We start from the raw sequence: 16,631 nt of genomic DNA, 5'->3' as shown, positions 1-16,631 counted from the left end.
CGGCTGTCACCTCTGGTCGCCCGTGCCGGCTGGGCTGTCCGTGCCGGCGGTCGGCGCCTGCCACGACCGGTGTTTCCGACCGCCCGGGGCGATGTGGTCAGGCTGATTTCAGGAGCTTGAGGCGGGCGGGGAGCGCGGACCGGCTGTCCACCTGCAGTTTTCGGTAGGTACGCGTCAGGTGCTGTTCGACCGTGCTCACCGTGATGAACAGCTCTGTCGCGATCTTTCGGTTCGAATAGCCACGAACCGCCAGTTCGGCGACCCGCCGCTCGGCCTCGCTGAGAACGGAGGTCCACGGCTGCGGCGGCCCGGTCGGGGCAGTCGGCTGGGCGTCGTCGGGAGCATCGCGCAGCGCCTGGTCGACGATCTCGGCCGGCGCCGTACGCAGATCATCCAGAGCGGCGTTCAGGTGGTACCAGTCTCCGCACATGCGGAAGATGTCGATTGACTCACTGAGCAGCATGATCCGATCGCTCGTGGCCGTCAGGGACGCGCACAGCCGCAACGCGAGTCCCCGCGTCCGGGAGACTCGCGCGGCGCGGTCGAGCTGTTCCTGGGCCCACCGCTCGGCGCTCGCCCGGTCGCGCAGCCACAGGTAGGTCTCGGCCAGCCCAATCCGCCACGGCACCATGCCCGCGCCGTCGATCTGCCAGCTCGTAACCAACTCGCCGCACAGCTGGAAGTCGTCCAGGGCCGCGTGCGGCCGGTCGACGGCCAGGTAGTAGCGGCCACGTGCGTAGAGGTAATGCAGGCCGAAGCGGGTCTGAAAGGTCGCCGGAGGTACTTCGTGGGCGAGGAGGCTTGCGGCCTCGGCGAAGTCACCGATCAGCGTGTTCGCCTCCAGGAGGGTGGCCAGCGGCGAACCTACCTGCGTGCCTCACCGCTTCGGCGGGATGTGGGCCAGCCCCTCGCTCGCCTGACTGCGGGCGAGCTCGAAGTCGCCCTGCCGCAACGCGATGGCCGCCCGGGTGCTGGCCAGCGCCCCCTGCCAGACCGGCGCCCGGTGCCGGGCAGCCTGGATCATGAAGTGGTCACACCACCGAGCCGCCAGGGCCGGCCGGTCGGCGGCGATGACGGCGTTAAGCACCTGGGTCAACGGCTCGATGGTCAGGTCCTTCAGGGGGCAGGCCTCAAGGAACTTCTCCGCCTGGCTGATGATGATCGCGCCGTCGTCCGGTGCGCCCTGCCCGATCGGCAGCGCAGTGATCTGGAGCAGCAGCTCCTCCGCGCTGCGGAAGTCGCCCTCCCACAGGAGGTGGCGTAGCAGCACTCCGGCGTCCTCACGCGTGAGGACGCCCTGGGCGGCCAGACAGAGCAGGCGCGGCGGCCACCGCGACCGCCCGGTCATCTCGGTGCGCCATTCGAGCTTGAGCAGACCTGCCATCAGGGAGCCCTGTTCCCCGTCGGACTCGCTTCCCTTGATGGCCAGCTCAAGGCAGGCCACAGCGTCGTCGATCTCGTCCTTGGCAGCCAGGGCGGCGGCCGCCTGGCGCAGCACGGACGCGCCCCACGAGGAGAGCCGTTGACCGGCTGCCAGCAGATAGCGGGCGACCTCGACCGCAGGGGCCCGGATCTGGTGGCAGTGCCGCTGGCGCAGCAGATCAGCGGCGAACAGCTCGTTGATCTGGTAGTGCTCGGCCGGCTCGGTCATCACGAGCAGCACCCGGCTGAATCGCAGCCGGCGGGCGAGGAACACCAGGCTGCGGGCCGAGGGCCGGTCGGCCAGGTGGACGTCGTCGACGAAGAGAAAGACCGGCCGGTGGGAGGCCGGCATAGCGCTCGTCGCCCGAAACCGGCTCGAACAGCTGCGCCATCACCGAAAAGGGTAACGACTTCTCGGTAAGCGAGCCGGCTGCGGCGAGGACCAGGCAGTCCGAGCCACGGCGGGGTCAAATGGTCGTAGCGACGCTTCGATACGACCATTTGACCCCGCCGGGTGTTCAGGGGTTTACATCAACTTTCCGGGGTTCTGCTTGTCGAAGACGGCCCGGGCAGCCTCAATGTCGTGCTGGTGGGCCACTGCCCACAGCGAGAGCGCCGAGATCGGGCCGAGCAGCGTCTCCCCCAGCAGGGTCAGCCCGTACTCCACCGTGACCGGAACCGTGGGATAGGTGGTGCGATGCACCAGACCATCACGCTCAAGGTTACGCAGAGTGCGGGTGAGCATGCGCTGGCTGATGTTCTCGATCGCGCGGTCCAGCTCGCCGTACCGCTGGACGCCGCGGCCAAGCAGGACGACGACGAGGACGCTCCACTTGTCACCCACCCGCCGTAGGACATCGGTGGCCGGGCAGGCGTCGTGTTCCTTACCCGTGACCGGAAGCGCCAGCTTCCCGGCCAGGTCAGAAACATCGATGTTCGTAGTGAACATAGAACTGCCCTCTTCCGATACCGCCTGGCGTTTCAGACACTGTCCTCTCTCAGACAGTAACAACTGGAGACGACATGCCACACCCGGAGCCCGATAGCAAGACCGTGGTCGTCAGCGGTGGAACCGATGGCATGGGCAGGGCCGTGGTCCTCGGTAGGCTGGCTCGCGGCGACCGCGTGATCGCGATCGGCAGCACCCCGGCCAAGGGCTCGGCGCTGGCAGCCGAGGCGGCGCAGGTCGCCCCCGCCGACCGCTTCGCCTTCGTGCAGGCCGACCTGAGCTCGCTGGCCGCCGTCCGCGACGTCGTGTCCCGCCTGTCCGCGTACCCGGCGATCGACGCGCTGGTGCTGTGCGCGAACCGCCAGAACCAGCGACGGATCGTCACGGCCGAGGGCCTGGAGGCCAGCTTCGCGCTCTACTACCTGAGCCGGTACCTGCTCGGCAACGGGCTGAGCGACCAGCTCAACGCGGCCGTGAACCCGGTCATCATCAACGTCTCGGCGCCCGGGACGAAGGTGGGCACGGTCAACTTCGACGACCTGCAGTCGGAGCGCAAGTACAGCCCGATCCGGGTACAGGCCGCATGCTGCCGCGCGAACGACCTGCTCGGCGCCGCCTACGGCGAGCATCCCACCAGCAAGGCCCACTACGTGATGTACCACCCCGGCTTCACCGCCACCACGGGTGGCATCGAGCAGATGAAGCAGCCCGTCAAAAGTGTCGTGCGGGTGCTGGCGAAGCTGTTCGCCAAGCCGGTGGACAAGGCGGTGGCCCCGGTCATCGGCTGGATCGACGCGCCACCGGCGGCCACCCTGACGGCCAATGACCGGGGCAAGACACTCGACACCTCGATACTCAAGACGTTCGACTCCGCCAACGCGGAACGGCTGTCCAGCGAGACCCGGCGAATCGTGGAATCGGTGCTCGGCCCCGGCGAATGGTGAGCTGACCCAGGCGGCCAGGCCGCCACCTTAAGGCCCGGCCCGGGAGAAGAACCCCGGTGCCGGGCCTTCGGCATTCCCGCGCCCGTTGAGGGGTTCGCCAGGGGTTCCCCGCAACACGACGACGACTAGCATCGATTTCGCGCCGAAGTCCCTCCATCGGGGCGGACGCGAAATAACTCCTTCGGCGCCCACCACGCGATTTCTCCGTGTCTAAGGCTGCGCGAATGCCACAGGACGAAGAAGGATACAGTCCAATTAGCGCGTGTCCGCGGAACCGCGGAACGGGCAGCACCTCAGTGTTGTGGGATTGATTGGATCCGGACAGCCTCTGCCGCCGAGTCCTGGCATGGGACGCACAAGAAAGCGAGTCAAGCAGGTTGCGAAACGATTGCCACGCCCATGTCATCTCCGGCCCCTGGGTGGTGGTCACCGAGGTGGCCGACCGACTCGAGGGCGCGACGGACCAGGAAACCGGGCAGATCACGTACACGATTTCCGATCCCTTCACCCGGCAGCTTGCGACAACCCAGCTCGGCGCGTTGGCCGACGCCGTGCGGATCGGCACAGGGGAACATTCCGCCGCCCCGCTGCGTGCCGTCCTCTCCGCCGCACGTCCGCAGGCCCGGTAGCCGCGATCAGGCGGCACCTGCACCTGCCTCATCGGCGCCTGCCCCCCTGCGCCACAGGCATCCCGGGCACAAAGCTGCCACGGGAATCCATTCATGTTCGGCCGAGCACTCGGGCAGATCATGCTACGCTCAGTCCGCCTCGCCAGCACCCCCCGAGCTGGCGGGGCACTTCACTGTCCGAGCCACCCGGGTAATCCGTCGCTGGCAGTGCGAGATGCTTGTCAACGTGAGAATTTCGGCCGCACGCCAGTCTCACCGGCAGACCTTCGCCGGCCGCCGCGCCGCCGAGTTCCCGGCCGCACGGAGATTCCAGCGGCCGGCGACCTTGTCGGCGTTGTGACGGCCGAGAGCCCGTGGAGTCGGTTCTCCCGGGTCGCCGGAGCTCGCTCGTGGCCGCCTATCCCCGGCGGGTGAGAATTTCCTGGGCCTTCGTGCGTAGTCCGGCAGAAAGGACACCCCAGCGGTTCTCGTCGCCCTTGAGCATCGCGGCGGCGGTGTCCCAGGCCTGTTCGAAGGTGGCGTGCGGGGGGATCGGCGGGAAGTCGGGGTCGGTACGGACGTCGAGCACAGTGGGCCGCTCGGCGGACAGGGCCTGCTCCCAGGCACTGCCGATCTGCCCGGGCTCGTCGACGGCGATGCCGCCAAGCCCGATCGAGCGGGCGAAGTCGGCGTAGGACACCTCGGGCAGGCTCTGTGACTCGGTGAACTTCGGCGCGCCCCGCATCGCCCGCATCTCCCAGGTCACCTGGTTAAGATCGTTGTTGTGCAGGACGGCGATGACCAGGCGCGGATCCGCCCACTGCGGCCAGTACCGGGCGACGGTGAGCAGCTCCGCCATCCCGTTCATCTGCATGGCCCCGTCGCCCTCGAACACGACGACCGGTCGGTCGGGATGGGCGTACTTCGCGCCGATACCGTAGGGCACTCCGGGGCCCATGGTGGCAAGGGTGCCCGACAGCGAACCGCGCATCTCGCCGCGGAACCTCAGATCACGTGCATACCAGTTGGCGGCCGATCCTGAGTCGGCGGCGAGGATCGCATTGTCGGGCAGCCGGGACGATGCCTCCCAGAACAGCCGCATCGGATTGATCGGATTTCCCTCGACGAATGCCTCCCGTTCGACCGTCTCCCACCAGCGGGCGACGTTGCTCTCCACCTTCTCCCGAAAGCCACGATCCTCCTTGCGCCGCAACAGCGGAATCAGCGCGCGCAGCGTGGACGCCGCGTCGCCGACCAGGTTGACCTCGTACGGATAGCGCATGCCGATGTACTTCGCGTCCAAGTCGATCTGCACCGCCCGGGCCTGGTTCAGCTCGGGCAGGAACTGGGTGTACGGGAAATTCGACCCGACGGTGAGCAGCGTGTCGCACTCCCGCATCAGCTCATAGCTGGGCCGGGTGCCGAGCAGCCCGATCGCGCCGGTGACGAACGGCAGGTCGTCGGAGAGCACGTCCTTGCCGAGCAGCGCCTTCGCCACCCCCGCGCCCAGCAGGTCCGCGACCTGGATCAGTTCCGCCCGCGCGCCCCGAGCGCCCTGGCCCACCAGCATCGCGACCCGCTCGCCGGCGTTGAGCAGCTCCGCCGCGGCCCGCACCCCGTTGTCGTCCGGCGAGACCTCCGGCCAGCGGACCCCCATGCTGGAGGGAACCATCCTGAAATCGTGCGACGGCGCGGAGTACTCGAGCTCCTGCACATCCGCGGGAATGATCACACAGGTGGGGGCACGCTCGGCGAGGGCCACCCGAAACGCTCGGTCCAGCACATTGGGTAGCTGTTCGGGGACGGTCACCATCTGCACATATTCGCTGGCGACATCCTTGAAAAGGCTCAGCAGGTCCACCTCCTGCTGATAGGACCCGCCCAGCGCGGAGCGGTTCGTCTGGCCGACGATCGCGACCACCGGAACATGGTCCAGCTTCGCGTCGTACAGACCGTTCAGCAGATGAATCGCCCCCGGGCCGGACGTCGCCACGCACACCCCCACCCGGCCGGAGAACTTCGCGTAGCCGACCGCGGCGAACGCCGCCATCTCCTCGTGCCGTGCCTGGATGAAGTGCGGCGGGTCGTCCGCTTTCCCCCAGGCCGCCAGCAGCCCGTTGATCCCGTCTCCCGGGTAGCCGAACACCTGCTCGACATCCCATTCACGCAGACGTGCGAGGACGAAATCTCCAACTGTCCAGCTCATTACGCGGAGTCCTCTCAGGCCTTGGGGGACCGGGTCAGACCGGATGGCCGGATGTGCCATCCATGGCAGGCCCGCGCGGGCTGCACCCGCATGAACGCCACTCCCCCGGCGGCCAGCCGCAAAACATCTGCCCGGCGGCTCGCGCCGGCCTTCCGGGCACCGGACAGACGTGGGCGGCCGGCGAATACCCGGCGAGTACAGGGCATCAGCCGGCGAGGCCGAGGCGCCGCCCGGGCACGAACGCCCACGATCGGGTGCCGCTCAGCGTGGCCGCGCGGGTGCGAGACCCAGGATTGGGTAGTCGTCCTATCACCGACCGTGATCTGCGATGCAGGTCACGGCGCCGTTGCGGCGTGGTGGTGGTGGTGGTGGGCGGGGCTGGTGTGGATGGTCGCGGCGGACAGGCGTCGGATGTGGCGCAGCAGGTGGGCTTCGGCGGCGTGGGCCACGTCATGGGCGGCGGTCAGTGTCAGGTTCGCGTCGACGGTGACGTCGGCTTCGGCGCGCAGGGTGTGGCCGATCCAGCGCAGTCGCAGTTCACGGACGGTTTCGATGCCGTCGGTGTGGAGGAGGGTTCTGGTGGCTTCGGCGACTGTGTCGGGGTCGACGGCGTCCATGAGTCGGGCGCCGACGACGCGGGTGGCGGCGCGTAGGACCCCGAGGATCGCCATGGTGATGGCCAGGCCGACGACGGGGTCGGCCCAGCGCCAGCCCAGGGCGACGCCGGCGGCGCCGAGGAGGACGGCGAGGCTGGTGAAGCCGTCGGTGCGGGCGTGCAGGCCATCGGCGACGAGGGCGGCGGAGCCGATCTGGTGGCCGACGCGGATGCGATAGCGGGCGACGATCTCGTTGCCGACGAAGCCGACGAGCCCGGCCGCGGCGACCGCGGCGAGGTGGTCGATGTGCTGGGGGTGCAGCAGGCGGTCGATCGCCGCCAAGGCGGCGAACACACTCGACAGGCTGATCATTGCGAGGACGGCGAGGCCGGCGAGGTCCTCCGCGCGGCCGTAGCCGTAGGTGAACCGGGTGGTGGCCGGGCGGCGCGCGAGGGTGAAGGCGAGGAGCAGCGGGACCGCGGTCAGCGCGTCGGCGACATTATGCAGGGTGTCACCGAGCAGCGCCACCGACCCGGACAGCACCACCACGACGGCTTGCAGGACCGCGGTCAGGCCGAGGCCGGACAGGCTGATCAGCAGGGCGCGGCGCCCGGCGGTGTCGGCTTCCAACGCGTCGTCGATCTGGTCGGCGCTGTCATGGCTGTGGCCCCCGACCAGCTCCGACAGACCGTGGCGAAGCCGCGCCCACCATCCGCCCGGGTGATGGTCATGCCCATCCTCGTGCGTGTGCCTGCCGTGAGCATGGCCGTGGCCGTGGCCGTGCGTGGGCAGCTCATGCTCGTGGCCGGTGTCCATGCCTCGTGACGATAGCCGAAAATGATCAATGCGGTCCCCATCCTGCGCGCACTTGGTGTCACGCTGCATGACCGCCGCCGACCCCGTCACCAGCGGGTCGTCCGGACATGACGGAGAAGGTGTGACGCGCGGCAGGGCGGGCACATTCGACGGACTACAGATGAACCGCACATGAACGGCAGTACCACCGGCGAGACCGAAACCGGGAACACGGCAGCCAACGGAGGTGGTCATGTCTGCGCGCACCCGCGGGCACCGAGAGGTGGAGACGAAGTTCGACGTCGAGGAGAGTTTCGTCGTTCCGCCGCTGAGCGGCGTCGACGGAATCGCGTCAGCCGCGGGTCCCGTCGAGGAACGGCTGGACGCGCTCTACTTCGACACCGAGGACCTTCGGCTTGCCCGGAACCGCATCACGCTGCGGCGACGCGAGGGCGGCCATGACGCCGGCTGGCACCTCAAACTGCCCGCCGACGGCGCCGGTCGCGACGAGATCAGCCGACCCCTGGACGCCGCGGAACGCAACGAGGGTGACAGCCCCATACCGGACGAGTTCGTCGACGTGGTGGCCGCGATCACCCGTAGGCGGCCACTGCGCCCGGTCGCCCGGCTGCGGACCGTCCGACAGGCCACGACGCTGCGCGACCAGGAGGGCCGTGACATCGCCGAGCTGGCCGAGGACACGGTCCACGCCCAGACCTTCGGCGCCACCACCATCTCCCTGCGGTGGCGGGAGCTCGAGGTCGAGCTGCTCGGGGATAATCATGATGTGCTGCCGGCCACCACAGCCGTGCTGCTGGGGGCGGGCGCTCAGCCGGCCAGCGGGCCCTCGAAACTGGTCCGCGCCCTCGGCACGCGGGCGGCCGAGGCAGAGCTGCCGGCCCACGACAGCGCGGCGCGGGGGACGACCGCCGGGCAGGCCATCCAGGACTACCTGTCGACCCACACGGCCGCGCTGCTCGCCGCCGACGCCCGGGTCCGCCTTGACGAGCCGGAGTCCGTCCATGACCTGCGGGTCGCGGCCCGCCGGCTGCGCAGCACGCTGCGGACCTTCGGGCCGCTGTTCGACTCGCCCACACCGGCCTGGCTCGAGGCACGGTTGCGCGAGCTCAACCTGCTGCTGAACGACGCGCGGGACGGGGAGGTCCAGCTCGACCGGTTCGGCCAGGCCACCCGGGCACTGGACCAGGCCGACGTGCTCGGTCCGGTCGACGCCCGGGTGCAGGGCCACCTGCGTTCGCTGGGGCTACGTGGCCGGGAGCGGGCGCTCGTCTGGCTGCGCGGCGAGGAGTACGCCCACTTCGTCGAGGAACTGGTCGCGTTCGTCCGGGAGCCCGCGTTCTCCGCTCTCGGGCGGCGGCCGGCCCGCGGGACGCTACGCAAGCCGGTCCGCTCGACGGACCGCACACTGCGGCGCCGGGTGCGTCGAGCCCTCACCGAGCCGCCCGGCCCGCAGCGGGACGCGGCCCTGCACGCGGCGCGCAAGGCGGCGAAGCGGCTGCGCTACGCGGGCGAGGCCGTCGCACCGGCCCTGGGTCCCGACGCCGCCCGCCACGCCGGGCGCGCCAAGAAGATCCAGAACCTTCTGGGTGAGCACCAGGACTGCGTCGTCGCCCAGGACACCCTGCGCGCGTTCGCGATCGCCGCGAACCTCGCCGGCGAGTCGTCCTTCACCTACGGGCTCCTGCTCGGCGGTGAACGCGAGCGGGCCCGGGACACCCAGGACTCCTTCGCCGCCCGCTGGCCGAAGCTGTCCCGCAAGCGCGATCGCCGTTACCTGAGCTAGCTGTTCGCCCTTTGGCCCTGTTCCTTTGGCCCTGTTCGCCATCTGGCCGCAGAGGTGCGTGGACCCGCGGCCGCGCGCGCTGGTGCGTAGCGCGCGCAAACACCGGTGCGTTTTGGCCCGCACGGGTCGGGGACGGGCAGATTCGTGCGTCCGGCTGCCCGAAGCCGAAAGAGAGGCGGGCGGGCGGGGATGGTGCCACGGCGGGTTTGTCTGCCCTCGTCCGGGCACCCCGGACCTGACCAGCAACCACGACAACCACGAACATCCGTGCCGACGAACGTCGACGCTCACGAACATCGTGAAGGAGCACCCACCATGGCCAGGACAGTCGCAGACATCATGACCCGTGACCTTGCGACGATCGAGGCCGGCGAACCGGTGCTCGAGGCTGCCCGCCGCATGCGTGACGCCGACGCGGGGGACGTGATCGTGGTCGAGAACGGCCGGATCGTCGGCATCCTGACCGACCGGGACATCACCGTGCGTGTCGTGGCCGACGGGCGCGACCCGGCGAACACCCCGGCGAGCCAGGCCTGCAGCCACGAGCTGACGACGGTCTCCGCCGACACCAGCATCGACCAGGCCGTGCGGCTTGTCCGCGACCGTGCCGTGCGCCGGCTGCCCGTGGTGGACGGCGACCGCCCGGTCGGCATCGTCAGCATCGGCGACCTCGCCATCGAGCGCGACGAGAACTCCGCCCTCGGCGCCGTCAGCGCCGCCGCCGGCAACCTCTAGGTTGCCTCTCGTGGGTCTCCGGCTCGCGGCCGGGTTGACCCCGTGAATCTCGCTGTCCGTGATGGTTTTCGGGGGTGGTGGCGCTGCTGGTGCGCGGGGATGTCGCTTCTACCGGGCAATCTGTCTGATTTGTTCCTTCGTAACTCGGTAGAAGAGACATGGAGGTTTTCCGGGGCCGATCCGTCGTCACGCGCAGCGGCGGGTCGGCGGTGGGGAGAGCGAGGCAGGACACCGAGGCGGGCCAGGCGTCGAGCCAGTGTCCAGGAGGCCAACGGACCTCCCGGGGCCGTGCGGCCTCTCACGTGAGGCCTCTCAGTCGAACAGCTCGGAGCGCGGGCGTTGGGGCCCGGGCGCCAGCAGCAGGGAGGAGTGCCCCCGCTGCCAGGCGGACAGGATCTGCTGGGAACAGTGGCCCTCCACGGCCATCATCGCGCGGGCGCCGAACAGCACGTCGGCGCCCAGCTCCGGCTCGGCCCGCACGAGACTGCCGGCCAGGGCCTGCGAGGCGAGCGTCTGATGATGCGCGTCCGCGACGACGTGCACCGCGAAGAAGTGACCGGTCCCGGCCGACAACCCGTGCCGGCGCAGGGCGGCGCCGTAGGCGGCCATCGGCTCGACGGAGGTCATCTCGAAGACGGCCAGGTGACCGACCAGAGCGCCGCGCAGCCGGCGGTGCAGGCCGAAGAAGGACGCCAGGTTCACCGCGGCCAGCGTCGGGCCGGGCACCCGGTCCAGGTAGGCGCCGTAGCCGGGGTCCAGACCAAGTCCGAGCATTGTCACGCCGAACAGGTTCTGGTGCATGTCCCGGGCGACGCCGTTGCCGTACTCGTCGGCCTGGATCTCCACCAGGGCGGCTTTCGCCGGCCCGGCCAGCCGCGGGATGGCCCAGGAATGCGGGTCCGCTTCCTTGAGCTGCAGCGGCGAACGGTGCACGGCGAACTCCCGGAACTGCTCCAGAGTGCCCTGCTCGGCGAGATACCTCGACAGTGACGGCCCGGACGGCGCGGCGATGATCGCCCGCAGCGCCGCGGGAATCGCGTCCGCGTCCCGGCTGTCACAGTCCGGCGTGGGCACGCTCGCGGCCTCCTCGCGCACCCGGCGTTCAAGGACCTCCTCCAGCGCGTGACGCAGCGCCAGTAACGCCGGCGCCCACTCCCATCGTTCGTCGACGCCGGCGAAACCGCGGTAGTGCAGCTCGTACAGGCAGTAGAGGGCAAGCGCGCCGTCCTGCCCGTACAGGACATCGCCCGCCGGCCGCGGAGCGGGGCCCATCCGCGCGATCGCCGGCTGACGCAGGGCATGCGTGACGAAGGCGCTGAGCGGGCCGCGGGATCGCGGCAACGGCCCGGGGCGTAGATCGTCCGGCCGCAGGACCGTCCCGTACGGGACATCCGCGCGCTCGTCCGCCGTGGCCGTCATCGCGACCACCCCGCAGCGGAGGCCGCCGTCATCACGCCACGCAGAACATCGGCGTTCGGGTCGCCGCCGCCCGGCGGCATGCCAGCGCGCTGCCAGGTGACGCCGGCCAGCAGGTAGCCGGCGTCGGAACTGAACGCGCGGCCTTGCGCCCGCAGCTCCTCGAGCCGGCCCTGCACCCCGGCGGCGCGGCTGTGGCGGCCGAAGACGATCGGCCGCACACACCAGTCGGCGACGAGATAGCCCGACGCCTCGGCATGGTCAATGACCGCGAGCGGGTCCGCGATCGAGGCGACCATGAGCATCACTACGTCGAACGGCCCGGACAGCAGGCGGCAGGTCACCCCCGAGCCGCGCTCGCCGCCCCAGAGCTCGGGCGTGCCCGGGTCGTCGGGCGGAGCGGCCAGGTAGGGCGGATTGGCGACCGCGACCAGCTCCGGGCCGTGGACACCGTGCTCGAAGAAGTCCCCGGGCTCGACCGTGTACCCCGGGGGTGCCTTCATCGCCACCAGCCGGCGGGCGACCCGCAGGGACTCGGGGTCCCGTTCGAACCCACGCACCGTCACCGTGGCCTCGCACCGCGAGAGTGCCTCGATGATCGGCAGCCCCGTTCCCGCTCCCAGTTCCACGATGCCCGCGCCCAGGAAGGGGGCCGCGGCCGCCGACCTGAGCAACCGTTCGACGCACCAGGAGTAGAAGCTCGACTCGACCGGGTCATAGAACATGCCGCTCCCCACTGCTCCGCGTCCCATGGCCGGCGTTCCCACGGGTCGCATCCCCGATTGTTCGGATGGTCCACCCGGGACCACGCCGCCGTCACGCAGGGACGGCAACACTCGCCCGTTCCCCCCGTACCGGCCGGCGAAACGCCGACGGTGCGGATCCGAACGCGGGTGAACGCGGCGAACCCGGGCAGACGGGCCGCCGATGGCCGGCTCGAATACCCGTATCCCGCGGCAACGGAGGTCGTGACACGCGAAGATGTGTTACGGGCGGCAGGCACCGCCGGTGCGTGCCATGTCACGCTCCGGCGGCCTCGAGCGCCGTACGGCCCAGGCCCGCCGTCACCGCTCGCGCGAGCGCCGCTTTCGGAGCGATGGTGTGATGCGGCACCAGCTCACGCACCTGGTCAGCGCCGAGGGCCGGCACCCCGCAGGCAACAACCCATAGCGCGAACTCGCCGGGCAGGAACTCACCGGATACGGAGGATGCATGAGGAGCGAGATTTTATGAAGAGCAGAGCGGCGCTGCTGTTCCAGCAGCCCGGCAAGTGGGAGATTACGGAGATCGACGTCGGGCCGCCCCGCCAGGGCGAGCTCCTCGTACGAATGGTCGCCTCCGGGCTGTGCCACTCCGATGACCACATCGCCACCGGTGACATGCCGTTCACCGGCGCTCTGCCCCTCGCCGGCGGCCATGAGGGAGCCGGCATCGTCGAGGAAGTCGGCCCGCACACTGAGGGTTTCGAAGTCGGCGACCACGTCGTGCTGCCTTTCCTGCCCGCCTGCGGAAAGTGCCGGTGGTGTTCCTCGGGAATGCAGAATCTGTGCGACAGTGGCGCCCGAACACTGTCCGGCGCACGTGCGGACGGCTCGCTGCGGCTCTCCCTCGACGGCACGCCGATCGGCCAGATGGCCGGCATCTCGACCTTCAGCGAGTACACGGCCCTGTCGGTGCACTCGGCCGTGAAGATCTCCCCCGACATCGACCTCGTGGCGGCCTGCCTGACCAGCTGCGGCGTGTCGACCGGCTGGGGCGCGGCGGTGAACTCCGCCGAGGTCCGGCCCGGTGACGTCATCATCGTGGTCGGGATCGGCGGTATCGGGATCAACGCCGTGCAGGGCGCCGCCCAGGCCGGCGCCCGGGTGCTCATCGCCGTCGACCCGGTGGAGTGGAAGCGCACACGGGCACACGAGTTCGGCGCCACGCACGCGGTGGCGACCATCGAGGAAGCGACCGAGATCGCTCGCGCCCACACCAACGGGCAGGGCGCCGACGCGGCGATCGTCTGTGTCGGGGTGACGAACGGCACGCATATCGGGTCGGCGTTCTCCAGCATCCGCAAGGCCGGGACCTGCGTCGTCGTCGGGCTCGGCAATATCATGTCGGACGGCAGCGTGCCGCTGTCGCTGCACGAGCTTGTGCTGTTCCAGAAGCGGCTGCAGGGCTCGCTGTTCGGCGCGTGCAGCCCGGTCCGGGACATCCCGGCACTGTTGGATCTCTATCGCGCCGGGAAGCTACGCCTGGACGAGCTGATCACGAACCGCTACACGCTGGAGCAGATCAACGATGGCTTCGCGGACATGCACGCCGGGCGCAACCTCCGAGGCGTCATCACCTTCGGCTGACTCGGCACTCTCAACCAGCGCGGATTTCGCAGACGGCTCGGCGTTCTGAGGCAGCCCGGCCGGTCAGGAACAAGGAGGCACAGCATGACCGTGACGGCAGACATCCAGCAATCCGTGCGGCATCCGGACCGGCTTTTCATCGACGGCCAGTGGGTCGCTCCCGCGTCGGCCTCGACGATCGACGTGGTCGACTCGACGAACGAGCAGGTGTTCCTGCGGGTCGCCGAGGCGGGTGCGGCGGACCTGGACCGGGCGATCGCCGCTGCCCGGTCGGCCTTCGACGAGGGGCCGTGGCCGTCGCTCACCCACGTCGAGCGCGCGCAGTACCTGCGCCGCCTCGGCGCCGAGCTGAAGACCAAGGGTGACGTGCTCACCGAGCTCTGGCCGCGCGAGTCGGGCGCGCTCGCCTCCTTCGCGCCGCACACGGCCCCGATGGCCGCCGGGGTCTTCGAGTACTACGCCGGTCTCGCCGACACCTTCCCGTTCGAGGAGAAGGCCAAGCCGTCGCTGGGCGGGTTCGGCCTGCTGGTGCGGGAACCGGTCGGCGTCGTCGGCGCGATCATCCCGTGGAACTTCCCGATGCACCTCGCCGTCTACAAGGTCGCGCCGGCCCTGATCGCGGGCTGCACGCTCGTGCTCAAGGCGGCTCCCGACGCGCCGAGCGCCGCGTACGTGCTGGCCGAGTGCGCCGAGGCCGCCGGGCTACCGCCGGGTGTTCTCAACATCGTGACGGCCGACCGCGAAGTCTCCGAGCTGCTGGTGACCGACCCGCGGATCGACAAGATCGCCTTTACCGGCTCCACCCTCGCCGGCCGCCGGATCGCCTCGCTGCTCGGTGGACGCATCGCCAGGTACACCCTCGAGCTCGGTGGCAAGTCCGCCGCGGTGGTGCTGGACGACGCCGACCTGGCCAAGGCGGCAACAGCCCTGTCCCGCGCCGAATGCTTCCTGGCCGGCCAGGTCTGCGCCTCGCTGACCCGCATCGTCGTGCCGCGCCGGGTGCAGGACGAGTTCGTCGAGGCCCTCGCGCAGACGTTCTCCCAGGTGGTCGTCGGGGACCCATACGACGCGAGGACGCAGATGGGCCCACTTGCGTCGGCCCGACAGCGGGACCGCGTCGAGGGCTACATCCGGGCCGGCGTCGACGGCGGCGCGACCCTGGTCACCGGCGGCGGACGACCGGCTCACCTGGAGCGCGGCTTCTACATCGAGCCGACGGTCTTCGCGGGCGTCGACAACAGTTCAACGATCGCCCAGGAGGAGATCTTCGGCCCGGTCCTCAGTGTGATCCCGGCGGATGACGAGGCGGACGCGATCAGGATCGCCAACGACACCATCTACGGCCTGAACGCCGCGGTGTTCACCGAGGACGTCGACCGGGCTCGCGCGGTCGCCGCGAAGCTTCGCTCCGGCACGGTCGGTCACAACGCGGTGCGCGCCGACACCGACATCGCGTTCGGCGGCTTCAAGCAGTCGGGCATCGGGCGCGAGGGCGGCACCGAGGGCCTGCTGCCCTACCTCGAGACCAAGACGATCATCCTGGACGAGGCGCCGGCGCGATACCGCTGAGGGCGGACCGCTGAGGGCGACGTCCACCCCCTGGCCGGGGCCGGTCAACATCGACATGTATGCCTTCTGGTGGGCTACGAGTCCGATTCGTCCCCCCAGAAGGAGCAGGTTGGGTGTGCGGCACATCCGTGCGGGTCGCGACCCGTTCGGCCTGGAGGTCAGGCGGAGGCCAGGTCGACGAGGATCTTGTTGCCGTTGCCGGCGTCGAGGTGCTCGAAGGCGGCACTGACCTCGGCCAGCGAGATGGTGCTCACCCAGGCATCCGTGGGGAAATGCCCCTTGGCCATCAGCTCGATGACCGGGGGAAAGTCGTCCTGGTAGGCCAGTGACGCCCGCAGGTCGATCTCGCTGAGCATGGTGAGCAGCGGGTGGAGGCTGACCGGCTGCAGGTAGGTGGCGACGGTGACGATGCGCCCGCCCGGTCGGACCACGCCGAGGGCGGCCTGGAACGCCACCTCCACCCCGGCGGCGTCGAGCACCGCGTCGACGCCCTCGCCGTCCGTCAGCTCCCGGGCGGCCTCACCCAGGTCGGCGGCGCCGGGGTCGAGGACGACGGCGGACTCGGTGGCGCCGACCGCGGTGAGCGCGTCGACGACCGCGCCGCGCCGCAGTGGCGACGGCTCCGACACGATGATTCGCCGGATTCCGCGGGCGACCAGGTCCAGGACGCAGGCGATGCCCACCGGGCCGGCGCCGAGGACGACCGCGGCGTCACCCGGTGCCACGCCGGCGCGGCCGACCGCGTGATGGGCGACGGAGATCGGTTCGACCAGCGCACCCTGCAGGGAGCTCAGGTCGGGCGGCAGCACGTGCGCCATCCGCGGCCGCACGACGGTCAGCTCGCCAAGGCCGCCGCTGTGGTCGGCGGCCAGCCCGTGGAAGGCCAGCGCGCGGCACAGGTTGTAGTCGCCGCGCCGGCAGGGCGCGCAGGTCCCGCAGTTCCACAGCGGCTCGACGGCGACCAGGACGCCCGGGCGCAGTGTCGGGTCCGTCACGGCGGACCCGACCTCCACGATCTCGGCCGAGAACTCATGCCCCAGCACCAGCGGCTCCCCGGCCGGCGGCCCGCCATGCCACAGGTGCAGGTCGGTGCCGCACAGGCCGGTGAATCGCGGGCGCAGCAGCAGGTGCTCCTCGCTCATCACCGGCGCGGGGACGTCCTCGATCTGGATGGTCCGAGCACCGGACAGGCGAGCTGCGCGCATGATCAGCGGGTCCCTTCGGTCGAACGCGTGTCCA

General features: G+C 70.3%; 14 protein-coding genes. 6 read left to right on the top strand and 8 right to left on the bottom strand.

The window, feature by feature from the left end; translation table 11 throughout:
• Positions 1-97: 97 nt before the first annotated feature.
• The 3 genes from MXD95_RS26480 to MXD95_RS26470 form a co-directional block, all read right to left on the bottom strand.
• Positions 98-664, bottom strand: coding sequence for a helix-turn-helix transcriptional regulator (locus MXD95_RS26480; protein WP_250643463.1), 567 nt, complete (start codon positions 662-664; stop codon positions 98-100).
• Positions 665-877: 213 nt separating this feature from the next.
• Positions 878-1,774: a hypothetical protein gene (locus tag MXD95_RS26475; protein WP_250643462.1), complete on the bottom strand. Its 897-nt coding sequence runs from the start codon at positions 1,772-1,774 to the stop codon at positions 878-880.
• A gap of 174 nt (positions 1,775-1,948) precedes the next feature.
• On the bottom strand, positions 1,949-2,371 hold the full coding sequence (locus MXD95_RS26470) for a winged helix-turn-helix transcriptional regulator (RefSeq protein WP_250643461.1): 423 nt from the start codon (positions 2,369-2,371) through the stop codon (positions 1,949-1,951).
• Between the two features lie 74 nt (positions 2,372-2,445).
• Here MXD95_RS26470 and MXD95_RS26465 point away from each other — a divergent pair, with 74 nt between their 5' ends.
• Positions 2,446-3,315 carry an SDR family NAD(P)-dependent oxidoreductase gene (locus MXD95_RS26465; protein WP_285223781.1) on the top strand — a complete coding sequence of 290 codons (870 nt, stop codon included), beginning with the start codon at positions 2,446-2,448 and terminating at the stop codon, positions 3,313-3,315.
• Between the two features lie 377 nt (positions 3,316-3,692).
• Positions 3,693-3,944, top strand: coding sequence for a hypothetical protein (locus MXD95_RS26460; RefSeq protein ID WP_250643459.1), 252 nt, complete (start codon positions 3,693-3,695; stop codon positions 3,942-3,944).
• Positions 3,945-4,341: 397 nt separating this feature from the next.
• Here MXD95_RS26460 and MXD95_RS26455 read toward each other — a convergent pair whose 3' ends face one another.
• Complete coding sequence (locus MXD95_RS26455) at positions 4,342-6,129, bottom strand: thiamine pyrophosphate-requiring protein (protein WP_250643458.1); 1,788 nt, start codon at positions 6,127-6,129, stop codon at positions 4,342-4,344.
• 335 nt (positions 6,130-6,464) lie between these two features.
• Positions 6,465-7,541, bottom strand: coding sequence for a cation diffusion facilitator family transporter (locus tag MXD95_RS26450; protein ID WP_250643457.1), 1,077 nt, complete (start codon positions 7,539-7,541; stop codon positions 6,465-6,467).
• Positions 7,542-7,773: 232 nt separating this feature from the next.
• Between MXD95_RS26450 and MXD95_RS26445 the strand changes: the two genes are divergently transcribed.
• Positions 7,774-9,324: a CYTH and CHAD domain-containing protein gene (locus MXD95_RS26445; protein ID WP_250643456.1), complete on the top strand. Its 1,551-nt coding sequence runs from the start codon at positions 7,774-7,776 to the stop codon at positions 9,322-9,324.
• Positions 9,325-9,639: 315 nt separating this feature from the next.
• Positions 9,640-10,059 (top strand): CBS domain-containing protein, encoded by a 420-nt coding sequence (locus tag MXD95_RS26440; RefSeq protein WP_250643455.1) that lies wholly within the window; start codon positions 9,640-9,642, stop codon positions 10,057-10,059.
• A 312-nt stretch (positions 10,060-10,371) separates the two neighbouring features.
• Here MXD95_RS26440 and MXD95_RS26435 read toward each other — a convergent pair whose 3' ends face one another.
• Together MXD95_RS26435 and MXD95_RS26430 are read right to left on the bottom strand one after the other, a co-directional pair.
• The gene (locus tag MXD95_RS26435) at positions 10,372-11,478 is read right to left on the bottom strand and encodes an iron-containing redox enzyme family protein (RefSeq protein WP_250643454.1); all 1,107 of its coding nucleotides are present in this window, start codon (positions 11,476-11,478) and stop codon (positions 10,372-10,374) included.
• Entirely contained in the window at positions 11,475-12,200 is a 726-nt protein-coding gene (locus tag MXD95_RS26430; RefSeq protein ID WP_250643453.1) for a class I SAM-dependent methyltransferase, read from the bottom strand. Before MXD95_RS26430 ends, MXD95_RS26435 begins: the two co-directional genes overlap by 4 nt.
• Before the next feature lie 504 nt (positions 12,201-12,704).
• Between MXD95_RS26430 and MXD95_RS26425 the strand changes: the two genes are divergently transcribed.
• A complete protein-coding gene (locus MXD95_RS26425; RefSeq protein WP_250643452.1) occupies positions 12,705-13,823 on the top strand; it encodes an NDMA-dependent alcohol dehydrogenase in 1,119 nt (372 codons plus the stop codon).
• Positions 13,824-13,907: 84 nt separating this feature from the next.
• Positions 13,908-15,392, top strand: a complete 1,485-nt coding sequence (locus MXD95_RS26420; protein WP_250643451.1) for an aldehyde dehydrogenase — start codon at positions 13,908-13,910, stop codon at positions 15,390-15,392.
• A gap of 158 nt (positions 15,393-15,550) precedes the next feature.
• On the opposite strand, the gene MXD95_RS26415 is transcribed toward MXD95_RS26420, so the two are convergent.
• Positions 15,551-16,597 (bottom strand): alcohol dehydrogenase catalytic domain-containing protein, encoded by a 1,047-nt coding sequence (locus MXD95_RS26415; protein ID WP_250643450.1) that lies wholly within the window; start codon positions 16,595-16,597, stop codon positions 15,551-15,553.
• Between the last annotated feature and the right edge of the window lie 34 nt (positions 16,598-16,631).

This window comes from Frankia sp. AiPa1 (genome assembly GCF_023243075.1).
Taxonomy (GTDB): Bacteria; Actinomycetota; Actinomycetes; order Frankiales; family Frankiaceae; genus Frankia.
Note: the sequence above shows the minus strand (reverse complement) of the source record. Positions and strands in the feature narration are given on the sequence as shown.

Coding starts and splice junctions, on each gene's coding strand:
- MXD95_RS26475 (WP_250643462.1), bottom strand. CDS start 1,774: ATGCCGGCCTCCCACCGGCCGGTCTTTCTCTTCGTCGACGACGTCCAC.
- MXD95_RS26470 (WP_250643461.1), bottom strand. CDS start 2,371: ATGTTCACTACGAACATCGATGTTTCTGACCTGGCCGGGAAGCTGGCG.
- MXD95_RS26465 (WP_285223781.1), top strand. CDS start 2,446: ATGCCACACCCGGAGCCCGATAGCAAGACCGTGGTCGTCAGCGGTGGA.
- MXD95_RS26455 (WP_250643458.1), bottom strand. CDS start 6,129: ATGAGCTGGACAGTTGGAGATTTCGTCCTCGCACGTCTGCGTGAATGG.
- MXD95_RS26450 (WP_250643457.1), bottom strand. CDS start 7,541: ATGGACACCGGCCACGAGCATGAGCTGCCCACGCACGGCCACGGCCAC.
- MXD95_RS26445 (WP_250643456.1), top strand. CDS start 7,774: ATGTCTGCGCGCACCCGCGGGCACCGAGAGGTGGAGACGAAGTTCGAC.
- MXD95_RS26440 (WP_250643455.1), top strand. CDS start 9,640: ATGGCCAGGACAGTCGCAGACATCATGACCCGTGACCTTGCGACGATC.
- MXD95_RS26435 (WP_250643454.1), bottom strand. CDS start 11,478: ATGACGGCCACGGCGGACGAGCGCGCGGATGTCCCGTACGGGACGGTC.
- MXD95_RS26430 (WP_250643453.1), bottom strand. CDS start 12,200: ATGTTCTATGACCCGGTCGAGTCGAGCTTCTACTCCTGGTGCGTCGAA.
- MXD95_RS26425 (WP_250643452.1), top strand. CDS start 12,705: ATGAAGAGCAGAGCGGCGCTGCTGTTCCAGCAGCCCGGCAAGTGGGAG.
- MXD95_RS26420 (WP_250643451.1), top strand. CDS start 13,908: ATGACCGTGACGGCAGACATCCAGCAATCCGTGCGGCATCCGGACCGG.
- MXD95_RS26415 (WP_250643450.1), bottom strand. CDS start 16,597: ATGCGCGCAGCTCGCCTGTCCGGTGCTCGGACCATCCAGATCGAGGAC.